General features: G+C 56.5%; 8 protein-coding genes and 1 pseudogene. All 9 read left to right on the top strand.

Annotated features, from left to right (window positions below):
• The first annotated feature begins 9 nt into the window (after nucleotides 1-9).
• The 9 genes and pseudogenes from ACWHXD_RS19730 to ACWHXD_RS19690 all read left to right on the top strand — a co-directional run bounded on the left by ACWHXD_RS19730 (nucleotide 10) and on the right by ACWHXD_RS19690 (nucleotide 11,891).
• On the top strand, nucleotides 10-525 hold the full coding sequence (locus tag ACWHXD_RS19730) for a phage-derived protein YdaY family protein (RefSeq protein ID WP_499084549.1): 516 nt from the start codon (nucleotides 10-12) through the stop codon (nucleotides 523-525).
• A 309-nt stretch (nucleotides 526-834) separates the two neighbouring features.
• Nucleotides 835-1,017 (top strand): hypothetical protein, encoded by a 183-nt coding sequence (locus ACWHXD_RS19725; protein WP_499084547.1) that lies wholly within the window; start codon nucleotides 835-837, stop codon nucleotides 1,015-1,017.
• A 60-nt stretch (nucleotides 1,018-1,077) separates the two neighbouring features.
• A pseudogene (locus ACWHXD_RS19720) lies at nucleotides 1,078-1,830 on the top strand (tape measure protein); the annotation flags it as partial.
• A gap of 966 nt (nucleotides 1,831-2,796) precedes the next feature.
• Nucleotides 2,797-5,166 (top strand): phage tail tape measure C-terminal domain-containing protein, encoded by a 2,370-nt coding sequence (locus ACWHXD_RS19715; protein ID WP_499085069.1) that lies wholly within the window; start codon nucleotides 2,797-2,799, stop codon nucleotides 5,164-5,166.
• Nucleotides 5,163-5,615, top strand: a complete 453-nt coding sequence (locus tag ACWHXD_RS19710; protein ID WP_499084545.1) for a transposase — start codon at nucleotides 5,163-5,165, stop codon at nucleotides 5,613-5,615. The genes ACWHXD_RS19715 and ACWHXD_RS19710 overlap by 4 nt, the downstream gene beginning before the upstream one ends.
• Nucleotides 5,612-6,097 carry a DUF1833 family protein gene (locus ACWHXD_RS19705; protein WP_499084542.1) on the top strand — a complete coding sequence of 162 codons (486 nt, stop codon included), beginning with the start codon at nucleotides 5,612-5,614 and terminating at the stop codon, nucleotides 6,095-6,097. The genes ACWHXD_RS19710 and ACWHXD_RS19705 overlap by 4 nt, the downstream gene beginning before the upstream one ends.
• A gap of 236 nt (nucleotides 6,098-6,333) precedes the next feature.
• Entirely contained in the window at nucleotides 6,334-6,507 is a 174-nt protein-coding gene (locus ACWHXD_RS19700; RefSeq protein ID WP_238597291.1) for a hypothetical protein, read from the top strand.
• Entirely contained in the window at nucleotides 6,479-9,202 is a 2,724-nt protein-coding gene (locus tag ACWHXD_RS19695) for a host specificity factor TipJ family phage tail protein (protein WP_499084541.1), read from the top strand. Before ACWHXD_RS19700 ends, ACWHXD_RS19695 begins: the two co-directional genes overlap by 29 nt.
• 58 nt (nucleotides 9,203-9,260) lie before the next feature.
• On the top strand, nucleotides 9,261-11,891 hold the full coding sequence (locus ACWHXD_RS19690) for a hypothetical protein (RefSeq protein WP_499084540.1): 2,631 nt from the start codon (nucleotides 9,261-9,263) through the stop codon (nucleotides 11,889-11,891).
• Nucleotides 11,892-11,911: the final 20 nt, after the last annotated feature.

Genomic DNA, 11,911 nt, shown 5'->3' with positions numbered 1-11,911 from the left:
GAGGAATTTATGGCTCTCGTCATTACTCAGGCTCCAAAGCTGGACCTTGAAGGCACGCGCTGGGTCGATATCGACAAGGGTGTGAAGATCAAGATCGGGTCAGCCGGCAACCCAAAGTTCAAATCTCACCACGCGCTGATCCAGCGGCACCAGGCGGTGGTGGATTCTCGCTACGGTGTCGGCACGGATGGTTTTGATCCAGCGAACACTGAAATATCCGAGATTGAGAGCATGGATGACATGCTGGTCGATCTAGTTTGCAAGCACCTGATTCTTGATTGGGAGGGAGTGGAGGAGGCCGAAGCGCCAGGTGTCGACACTCCATACACTCAGGAGCGCGGCAAGCTTCTCATCGCTGTGCGCCCTGACGTGTATTTCATCGCCCTCAAGGTTGCCAGCGACATCGCCACGCGTGCCGAAGAGAAGGTAGCCGGAACCGTGGGAAAGCCCTCGCGGCGTACCAGTGGGGGCGCGACTGGGCAGGCCAATCAAACGAGAAAAAGCGCTGGAAAGAAGAGCGCTTAGGGGGTGGCGTTCCAGAAGCGCCTGTAATTGATGGCGTGACCGCCGAAATACTTCAGGCCTACGCAATCATAGGCCGCTCTCGGCAGTACGTGGGAATGATGGGGGCGCCAGCTCCAATCGGTCCAGCCGCCATCGGCGACTACTTAGTCAGGTACCCATCTGCGATCAATCGCGAAGAGTTCGACTCCGCCATTTTTGCCCTTGACGATGACTTCCGCAAAAGCTGGGAGGCACAGCAGGAAAATGACGCGCCGAAGCCGCCGAAGAAATAATGTACATTGTGTCGTAACCGCCTGCCGAGGACACGAAATGAACTCCACTCAAGTAGCCGCGCTTTTAACCATGCAGCAATTGGTAGCAGACAGGGCGCTGGCCATCGCCAGATCGCTACAGCCGGAAATCCCTGGCGCAAAAGAATGGATTGTCCAGCCGAAAAAAGGCCGGCAGCAAGGCGCTGGTGAGTTGATGATCAAGGTCAACCCAGAGCCATAGCGCCAAAATAAACACCACAAACCCGCCACCGAGCGGGTTTTTTTACGCCTGGAGAAAGTTATGGCGCAGGAATCCCGGCTCGCGATAATCATCGACTCGCGAAGCGCTCAACAGCAGGTCGACGCGCTCAGAGGTAGCCTGAACAGCCTGCAAAACTCTGGTTCCCAGGCTACGGTCAGTGTTCGCGGGCTTGGATCGGCTGCAAAGGCTGCGGCAGGCGCATTGGCTGGGATCGGTGTTGGTCGCCTAGCCAGCAGCCTGCTGGAGATGACTGATCGATTCAAGACCATGTCCGGCCAAATCAACCTGGTCAGCACCTCGACCGCCGAGGCAGCCCGCACTTTCGAAACACTGAAGGCGATGGCGAACTCCACAGGCTCAAGCCTGGAAAGCACCGTAACGCTGTTCACCCGGATGTCGAACGCCACCCGTGGTGCAGGCTTCTCCCAGGAGCAGCTGCTCAAGGCGACGGACGCGGTCAACAAGGCGTTCCTGGTGTCGAGCGCTACCCAGGCTGAGGCTACAGCCGCAAGTGTTCAGCTTTCCCAGGCTATGGCCTCCGGCGTTCTGCGCGGCGAAGAGCTGAACAGCGTAATGGAACAGGCGCCGCGTATCACTCGCGCTCTGTCCGAGTACCTGGGCGTGTCCAATGGACAGATCCGCGCTATGGCTGCCGAGGGCAAGATCACATCCGAAATCGTGATGAACTCCCTGCTGCGCTCGCTTTCGTCCCTGAACAAAGAAGTGGCCACCATGCCGCCTTTGTTCGAGCGTGCATCGCAGGTGCTGAAGAACAACTTTCTCGCCGCAATTGGTCAGGTTGATACCCAGCCGGCCATTGATTCCGTGAAATCTCTGGGAGAGGCGTTTGCCTCTCCGGAGATCATCAGCAACATCAAGACCCTATCTACCTCCCTGTCGAGCATCGCAAGCATTGGGGTTCAAGGGTTCCAGGGCCTGGTGTCAAATATTGACGCCCTTATTGCAGTTACCGGCGCCTACGCCGCCCGGGTTGGTACCGGGCTGTTCATTTCTTTGGCGGCAGCAGCAAAGGCCCGCTATGACGCGATAGTTGCCACGCAAGCGCAGATAGTCGCAGAACGTCAAGCAACGCTTTCGGCAGCAGACGCTGCCGCACAGGCAAGCCGTAGCGCTGTCGCCGATCAGGCCGCGGCGTTGGCGACTGCGCAGCGGACATTGGTGGAAACAGCGGCAGCCAGAGCATTCCAGGCTAATGCGCTGGCGCAGATCCAGGCGGTTCAGGCCCAGCTTGTCGCAGATCGAACCCTTGAGCAGCAGCGTCTGCGTTCACAGATTACCGATGTTGGTCGTCAGCAATCCTTGGCTCGCCTGGCTGAAATCCGTTTGGCGGAGGCGGCAGTAACCACTCAGCAAACGGCAGCTCAGTCTGCACATAACCAATCCTTGAGCGCCGAGACCATCGCTCAATCTCGAGTGACTGCCGCAAACGTGGCATTGGTTGCCTCGCGAGAAGCTGACACCGCTGCAGTCGCGGCACAAAGTGCAGCACAATTACGCCTTAATGCTGCGCAAAGTACCGGCGCTCGAGCTTCTTCCGCATTGCTCGGCCTGGCAGGTGGCCCTATTGGCTTGCTGACCACGGCCATCACGGTCGCCGCCGGCGCCGCACTGTACTTCGCCACTAGCAGTGATAGCGCGACACAATCGCTAATCGACCAAAACCTCACGCTTGACGATTCGATTGATAAGTATCGCAAGCTGACAGCCGAGCAGCAGCGTTACCAGTCCGCAACGTGGATGGAGTCTGAGCGTAAAGCTCTGGAGTTGGCCACCAGTGCACTTAACGACTATTTCAATCGCGCACAGGCTGGCCTGTCTTCAGTTGGCGCATCCGGCGTCGAGTCTGTCGGCGAATTTCAGCGGATGTTCGATGAGGTTAAATCTGGACAACGCTCTCTTGACTCGCTTACAGGGTGGATTAGCAGCAACACGCAGGTATCCGCCGTTTACCGTGAAGAGTTGGTCAAGCTTGCTGCTTCGTACTCAAGCAGCAGCCAGAAGGCAGCCGATTTCCAGGCCTTGCTTGGGAAGAGCAAGGAGCCTCTTGACAAGGCGGCGGCGGGTGCGCGAGCTCTAGCTGATTCTCAGTCTGCAACCTCTGCCGCGGTATCGGGTGGGGCACAGGCATGGGATAAATACATCTCCCAGCTGACCCAGACCCGAGACCTGATTGGGGCGAACGCCGCCCAGGAGGCCGCTTATAGCGCTGCGAAGGCCGGCTTCAATACTCAGCAAATCGAATATGCGCGCCTGATTGGACAGCAGACTGACCTTCTGAAGAAGTATGAGCAGGCAGTCAAGGACGGCAAAGCCGAGGAGCAGTCGCGCCTCAAAGTCCAGCTGACAGCTTCTATAACTGCTTCGGAGGCGATAAAGGCTCAGACCGAAAGCCAAGCACAGTCCATGAAGAAGATGGCAGAGCAGGCGGAGTCGAGCGCGAAGCGCCAGGTTGATGCAATCCAGACGGTTATTGACCAGACGGTTCGCTATGCCAAGGGTCTATCGCTCGTAGAGACCTATCAGCCCAAGCAAAACCTTCAGGGCTCTTCGCTGCTTACCTTCGGCCAGGCTCAGCCACCGAAGCAGGAAGCAAAAGCGCAGACCAAAACTGTCGCGCAGATGGTCCAGGATGTTCTGGACCAGATCGACGGCAACACAGACACAAAGACCAAAAAGCCAAAGGCTGAAAGTGGCCTTGCCAGCAAACTAAGCGCCGCTCAAACGGCGTTTGATGGGCTGTATAAGGCAGCACAGCCAGCCAAGTTTGCGCTTCAGGAGTACGTAGAGAAGCAGGGGCAGTTGGCTCTTCTGCTGTCGAAAGGGAAAATCACTCAAGACGAATACAACCAGGCCCTGGCCCAGGTATCCATCAACTACGCCGCAGCCATCAAGGGTGCCCAGGGCCTGACCCAGGCCGAGCAATACCGGGCGGCGCTGGAGAAAAAGCGCAGTACCGAGAGTGAAGGGTATGCGCTCGACGCGGCCTCTGTAGGAATGGGCGATCAGCAATCCGAGCGGATGCGAAAACGCATCGAACTGGAGAAGCAGACAAACGACACGATCATTGCCCTGCAAACGGAGTTGTCGAATGCCACCACAGAGAAGCAGCGTCAGGACCTGCAAGGGCAAATTGACCTGCAGCGCGAGTTCCTTCCTCTACGCATAGCAGATATGCAAGCAGGTTGGGCTCAGATGGACCAGGCCATGCTCAACCCTATCAACGGGTGGACAGCGGCCATGCAGAACTTTGGCACGCAGGCGATGAACATCGCAGGACAGACTCAATCGATCTTCTCTGGGGCGTTCAGCAGTATCTCAACGAGCATTACCACGGCGCTGGCGAGTGGTTCGTTGTCGCTCAGCACGCTTGGTGATATCGGTCGCACGGTTGTCAGCGAGATCCTTTCCGGATTCATTCGGATGGGTGTGCAGATCGGCATCAACTCTGCTCTCAGTGCGGCCTTTTCCGCCAAGGAGATCGCCCAGTCAACCACCGAAACCAGCATCAAGGTCGGCGGCGCTGCAGCAGTCGCAACTGCCAAGGTCGCAGCTGACGGCGTAGCTACTGCCTCCAGCCTGGCAGCTACAGCAACCGTTCAAACCGCCCAGGTGGCAGCTGCAGGCAGCACGCTTGCCGCATGGTTGCCTGCCGCGCTCGTGGCCTCTGTTGGCTCCTTTGGTGCCGCTGCAATCGTCGGCGGGACTGCTTTGCTGGCTGCGTTCGCGCTAACCAGGGGCTTCAGCACTGGCGGTCACGTTTCCGGTCCTGGCACCGGAACATCAGACAGCATCCCTGCGCGCCTGAGTGATGGCGAGTTCGTTGTGAATGCTGCGGCAACAAAGCGTAACCGTGGACTGCTGGAGGCGATCAACTCAAATGAGCGGGTTTCCGTATCAGGTGGCAGCGGAGGTGGTGGCGTTTCACTCACTCAGTCTGCCGGGGTCGTGGTGAACATTCATGAGGATGCATCGCGTGGTGGACAGGTTCAAAGCCGAAACGAAGGTGGTCGGGATATCGTGGATATCTGGGTTGCCAGCGTTATGAGCGATGGCCCGGCGCACCAGGCCATGGCTGAAAAATATGGTTTAAGCACGGTGGGCTCATGATTAAGTACCCGAAAGAACTGCCGTTGCCACTCCAGGACGGATACAAGCTCAGCACTGAAAACCCAAAGATGGAGACTCAGTTAGAGTCAGGTCGATACAGGGAGCGCCGAAAGTTCACCTATGTCCCAACAACCATACGTGCGCGTTGGAACATGGATGAGGCGCAAATGGCGTTCTTCGAATCATGGTTTGCGCGGACGCTTGTCGACGGCACGCTATGGTTTGAGGCAGCGCTTAAAACCCCTGTGGGGTTTAAGGATTACATCTGCAAAATCAAAGGGATGTATGACGGTCCCGAGCTTGTCCAGGTGAACCGATACGAGATATCGGGCACGCTTCTTCTGCGCGACAGGCCATTGATAGAGCCAGGTTGGGAAAACTTCCCTGAGCTCTGGTTCGGCAAGAACATCATCGACATGGCGATAAACAGGGAGTGGCCCGAGGCATGAATCCACTCGACGTTTGCTACGCATCGCCAGGTAGCGAGGTTCTAATTCCGGCATTTGAACTGTTTAGCGATTCCTGGACTGAGCCGGTACTCATAACTGCTGGCTTTGAAAATCTTTTGCTTGGAACCGAAGATGGAAGGATGCTTTTGCACGAGGCCGGAGGTATTGATGTTTCATACCCCACGAAGGACAACACCGGCAGCCAGACGGTAACGTTTGCGATTGACGGTGTTACAGGGCGCGGCCAAAACCTTTTACGGCAGGCAATGGACGCCGACACAATCATCCGTGCCACGCTCCGGCTTTACCTGAGTACAAACCTCAGTCAGCCGGCGCAAAGGCCCTATTACCTGGTCGTGAGCGGCGGAAGCTTCGAAGGCGCGACAATCCGTGTTGACGGTGGCTACTTCAACCTCATCGACACGAACTTCAACCGCGAAACCTTCAACGCCCTCAACGCCCCCTGCATTAAGTACCTATAACCATGCCATCACGATACCTAACTGCCATCTACCAAGACGGCGGTCGCGAACTGCCGTCCGTAGATTGCTGGGGCCTGACGACGATAGCCAGGTCGGAGCTATATGGCCTGCCCGGGCTATCCAAGTTTGGAGAGGTGACGCGCCTGGGCATTCACGCATTCCAGCGCTCATACAGGGCTGAGGTTGGCAGGGCTCTTGAGCGTTGCGAACCTTTCCCGGGAGCAATCGCCGCCGCAATGAAGGGTGACATCTGCGCCCACGTTGCCCTGGTGGTGCTCAAAGACGACCGCCTGCAGGTGCTGGAGATCAACCCCGGCAGCGGGGCCAGGATCATCCGGCTTCAGGAATTCAAAGATAACTACATGACGGTGGTGTTCTATCGTGATCGAGTTCTATGGGAACAAGGCTGACCCGGTTGCTTTAAGAACTTATCGGGTGAGTTCGCCTACCACCGTTGAGCGGTGGCTCATCGAAAACATGAAGGCATACGAGCGCCGGGACGTGCCCCCAGTGAGCATATCGGTCAATGGGTGCCCAAGCACTCATCATTCCTGGCCTGAATTGCAGTTTGGTCCTGACGACTTCGTGCAGATCTGGTACGAGCCGAAGGGTACAGACCCGATCTCAATCACCATCGCCGCCATCAAGGGCGTGCAAGCGGTGATGAAGCTCATCACGCCGCGGGTGAAGCTTCCCAAAACCGGATCGCCGCAGCAGGGCAGCACGTTATCCAGTGCCAACGCCAAGGCAAACCAGGTGCGCTACGGCGACCCGGTGCGCGAGATATTCGGTGAGGACGAGATATTTCCTGACTATATAGTAGAGCCGCGCCGATACTTCAAAGGCCCGCGGGATGAGTGGCAGCACATGCTGTTGTGCATTACCCGTGGTGAATGCCAGGTCAACCCGAGCGATATCAAGATCGGGAACACTGCGGTCATATCGCTGGGTGCCAACGCGACCGCCAGGGTATACGGTCCAGGTGAAGACCTGAGCAACGAGCCAGCCGCCAAGTGGTGGTATCAGGCCCCAGAGGTGGGCGTAACCGCTACCGGTACGTCTGGCATCGAGCTGAAGACCACTGTCACGGTTCCACCGGTTCCAGGTGCCCAGGCTTATCAGTTCAACGGTGATTTGGTCGCCGTCCCAACTGCCGCCGGTGCATTCCCCGCTGGCTGGGCTGTTGGCATGATCCTGCGCATCGAGGTAATGTACCAATACATGGTCACTGCGGGCGGTGGCGCTGGTGGTCGTGATGTGATTTCCGGCCCGCTGGAGCAGCTTGGCGCCTTCCCTGGAATGCAGATCGAGGTGGTGGGGGCTAACGCTGGCCGCTATATCGTGAATGACTTCACGCCAGCGGCCGGCGGCGATCCGGCCCACATGACACTCAACACCACCAGCGGCGCGCCGGTATCTGGCCTCTTAGCCGGCATTGGCTGGGCTTGCATTGGGTATGCTGGCCTTCGGTACCGCCTCACGGCGGCGAGTACGTCTCAGATTGCCGTAGACCGCCTGACTGACGCTGGCGTTACAGACAATGACTGGCCAGGATTTGACTTCATCGAAAGCAACTCAGCTGTTCTAAGGCTGGACAATTCTAACCTTGAAGGCGACTGGGCTGGACCGTTTGCTCTGTGCCCGCCAGGCCTCAAGGCAACCAAGCTCTCCTTCACAGTCCTGTTTCCAAGCGGGTTGGCAGGGGTAAACAACAAGGGCGACCTTGAGCCTTGGAGTGTCACCTACGAGTTTCAGTACCGGGATAGAACAACCGCAGGCGCCTGGGTTTCGTTCACTGAAACGATCAGTGATCGAACGCTGGACCAGATCGGCTTCACGCGAGAGCTGACAACAGCGTCTGCTATTGAGCCGGAAGGCCGTATGCGCCGAATCGGTGCAAAGTCCACGCTGACCAACGTGCAGGACAATATCCAGTGGTATGACGTTCGGGCATTGCTTCCCAGCCCTACGAGTTACCCAGGCTGGACGATTCTGGCGCTATCGGCGGCCGGCGGCGGCAAGCTCTCAAGCCAAAGCGAGAACAAGGTTTCGGTCGTGGCCACGCGCAAGCTGCCGATCTTGGTAAATGGAGCCTGGACGCCAGACAACCGCGTAACCCGTGACATTGCTCCTGCGTTCAACTACATCGCCAAGGCGCCCGGCTATCAGGACGCCGACATAGATACCGAAGAACTGGCCGCATTTGACGCGGTATGCAAGGCCAGAGGCGACACCTTCAACCTGTCGATCGATTCGCTCATGACCGTCAAGGAGGCACTGAACACTGCGCTCGCCCCAGGCTTCGCAGAGTTCACCATCAGTCGTGGTCGGCTTCGCCCTGTGCGAGACCAGAAGAGGGAAGGCTTCGATACAGAGTATTTCCCTCCCGGCACGCAAGGTTACTCGGCCCAGAACATGAAGGGGCCGCTGCGCATCAGCTTCAAGTCTCCAGACCCAGGGTCAGAGCACGACGGCGTGGATGTTGAGTACAAGGATCGGCGCACCCGCCAAACCGAGACGGTTAAGTGTCGACTGCCTGGTCAGCAGGGCCTGAAAGCCGAGAAGGTCCAGGCTCTCGGAATCGGTGACCGTAACCGGGCATATCGCCTGGGAATGCGCCGAGCAAGCGAGACCAGGTACCGCCGATGGAGCTATTCGTTCGAGACCGAACTGGACGGAAACAACAGCGATTACATGGGCCTTGCAGGCGTTTCGGACGATACGCCAGGAAGAGGGCAGAGCGCCTTGCTGCTTGGCATATCCCTTGGCTCTGGCAGCTACATCCTCGAAAGTTCGGAAGCTTTCATATGGGAGCCCGGCGTATCCCACACGGTCGGCATAAGGCGTCAAGACGGCACGCTCAGCGGTCCATGGACGGCCACAAGGATGGGCGACTACCACCTTAGCATTCCGACGCTCGACTTCGTCCCTGACACAAGCTGGGACAGGGAGCCGCCACATCTGCTGTTCGGCCCTGTAACCAGGGAATGCCATCGCGTCCTGATCAGCAAAGTGACACCTAAAGGGAGCGAAAGCGTTTCGGTTCAAGGCTTCAACTATGACGACAGGGTTTACCTGTACGACAACGCGACTGCGCCCGACTAAATAACCAAAACCACACAAGCCCGCCACTGCGCGGGCTTTTTTTGTGCCTGGAGAAAACATGCGATATAACACGGGCAACCCTGTAGGGCCGGACGGTTCCAGCGCTCCTGAAGACCTCTATGACAACTCCGGCATCATCGACTTGGTGGTAACCGGACAAGAAAATACGACTGAAGACCGACTTGGCCGGGTTATTCTGACTCTGAAGGGCATGTCCAGTGCTGCCGGCGATGCAACAATTGCTATCGGTGCCGCCCAGGAAGCCTTGGCGTCTTCACAGAAGTCGAAAGTGTCAGCCGATCAATCTGCAGCTTCCGCGGCGGAAGCGGCAGCGTCTGCTGCCATCGTAGATGCTACTAACATTCAGGGCTATGTGGCAGAGGCCGAGGCTGCAGCTGACCGGGCTGAGCAGGCTGCAGCAACTGCTGGAATTTTTACTACGGTAGCCGCCGGCCTGGCAGCAACTACTACTGGCAAATATTTTAGCGTGCCGAGCGCTGACGATGGTGAGTACACCATTCTCTACCTTAATGAGTCTGGCGTAGCTCAGGAAGTTAAGCGCTACCCGAGCAAAAAAGCAGTAGACAGAGTCAGGCTTAGCTCCGGAGAAAAGTTACTAAGCGTGGAGTACTCAACACTTGCAGAGGCCATTAGTGGAGCGACCTTTTTAAAGCGTGGGGGTAAAGTAGTTGGGTTAAACTTTCCCGTCGGTTCGTCAGGCGCTAACTCGTATGTGATCCACTGGATTGAGCTTGACGCGGCCACGCAACAGGCGCTCGCCGGGTCAACAATTCGCTTAAAACTGGTAGCGGACTGCAGCGTTAACTTCTCAGCAAAAGTAACTACAGATTTTGTAGGTTTTGTTTGGAGAAACGGTGCAGGGGTTCAGGTCGGGACTTTAGCATCTCAATCAATTGTTAATTCAAGGTTTGTCAGAGAGGTTACCTATACGGTGACCGCTCAAGATGAAAAAATCGGATTAGTTGTGCAGATTGCAGGCGGGTCAACTACGGGTCACTTCTACAATGCCGCTAGTCTCTCTTACTCAATTGACAATTGGATCGACGGCACCACAAGCGCGGCCGATTTCTTAGTTGAGCAAGGTTTCGAGCCACAAAAACAGCAGCTTCTAGTTCGTCCAGATGGCACTGGTGATTACCTTACCCCGCTTGCAGCTACGAGCGTCATAACTTCAGCTGGTCGTATTAAAGAATACGACATTCTGGTAGGGCCTGGCACTTACACCGACAGGAACTGGTACGTAAAAAACCGCACTAACCTGATTGGGCAGCAGCGCATTGCGTCAATCATAGCCTCTGAGCTGCCGGATAACGTCAATCCTGTGACTATACAAGACGTACAAACGCTATGGGTTAACGGTACTACGCGCCTCTCCAACCTCAGTGTAACGGGTCGAAATGTCCGTTATCCGATCCATTCAGAGGGTGCAGGCTCCAATAAAAATACAGAGATGGTGATCGAGAACTGCCATATTGAGCACCTCGGTAATGATGGTGCTCGGCAGTACCAGATCGACAACGGAGGTAACCCTGATTTGGTGTGGCCGTTCACTACAGCCTGGGGCTGGGGCGCAGCTTCCGGACAACGATTTACGGCAATTCGTAGCACTTTTCGAAGCCCGACCGTTGCTTGGTACATACACACAAACTCTTATTTCGATAAAGCCTGCGTTAGCGTATTGGAAAACTGCGAATGCATAGCCGCTAACGCCGACGGCAAATCTATTCGCTTGCAACCACTTGGCTCGCTTCAAAGTGACCTGGTACAAGTCAATAATTGCCTTTTGGTTGGTGATATCGATTACATTCCTAGCCCATGGATACCAACCGCGTTAGCTGACCAACCTGCTGACCACTCGGAAATTTCCCTTATCGGATCAGGTAACAGCCCTGCTGTTTTTACGGTGTCTGACTTCGGGAGAGCTTTTAGGATTGATAGCGCCCTAGCTGGGCCAGGCTCTGCGATTTCTGCAAACGGATCGGCGGCCGACGCACTTTTCGGGCAGCAGAACTATGCCAAGAATGGGGTGCCTGGATTTGCAGGGTATCGTTATGGGTGGGCCGATATTTCAGGTGTTGGCGTAGGGCAGCTGGGTAACGTTTTTGTTACGAGCATGGGCAAGCGCTTGGGAGACTGCACTGGAACACCGAAAACCCTATCGGTGTTCGTCAATTTCAGCGCTACTCCGGTGAATATCGTGTTCAACCAGAACTACACGAACGCCACCAATGCCTCGATTCTGTCTACGATCAATGCCGCCCTTGCAGGGTCTGCGATAGCAAGTGAATACGCTGTTGGCGAGAGATACAGGCCGCGCTTTACAGACGAAGAGATGCTTCTGAAGAACGCCTCTTCCGAAGGCGTTCCCATGGGCGCAGCACTGGCGTTTAGCGGCAGTAACAAGCAGGTAAGAAAAATGACGTCTGTGGACGCGCCAGCGCTTTTCGCCGGTATCGCCTGGGAGGACATTTACCCAGGTCAGTTTGGGCGCGTAAAAACCAAAGGCTACCTGTCGGTGAAGGACGTGCTTGGCACCCTGTCTGGGCTTTCATATGGGCAGGCTCTGTATGTTGACCCTGCGTCGCCTGGAAGGGTCGTTACAGCGACAGGTACAAACCCAATTATGACGGCTATCCGAGCAGACGCGGTGCAGGTGTCACGTAAGTGATGGAGGTTATCTAGACAGGG

This window comes from Pseudomonas fjordensis, from assembly GCF_976987115.1.
This window is presented reverse-complemented; position numbering and strand designations above follow the sequence as displayed.

What these genes read in the sequence shown, in the direction of transcription:
- ACWHXD_RS19730 (WP_499084549.1), top strand. Translation starts at nt 10, where the DNA reads ATGGCTCTCGTCATTACTCAGGCTCCAAAGCTGGACCTTGAAGGCACG.
- ACWHXD_RS19725 (WP_499084547.1), top strand. Translation starts at nt 835, where the DNA reads ATGAACTCCACTCAAGTAGCCGCGCTTTTAACCATGCAGCAATTGGTA.
- ACWHXD_RS19715 (WP_499085069.1), top strand. Translation starts at nt 2,797, where the DNA reads ATGGAGTCTGAGCGTAAAGCTCTGGAGTTGGCCACCAGTGCACTTAAC.
- ACWHXD_RS19710 (WP_499084545.1), top strand. Translation starts at nt 5,163, where the DNA reads ATGATTAAGTACCCGAAAGAACTGCCGTTGCCACTCCAGGACGGATAC.
- ACWHXD_RS19705 (WP_499084542.1), top strand. Translation starts at nt 5,612, where the DNA reads ATGAATCCACTCGACGTTTGCTACGCATCGCCAGGTAGCGAGGTTCTA.
- ACWHXD_RS19700 (WP_238597291.1), top strand. Translation starts at nt 6,334, where the DNA reads ATGAAGGGTGACATCTGCGCCCACGTTGCCCTGGTGGTGCTCAAAGAC.
- ACWHXD_RS19690 (WP_499084540.1), top strand. Translation starts at nt 9,261, where the DNA reads ATGCGATATAACACGGGCAACCCTGTAGGGCCGGACGGTTCCAGCGCT.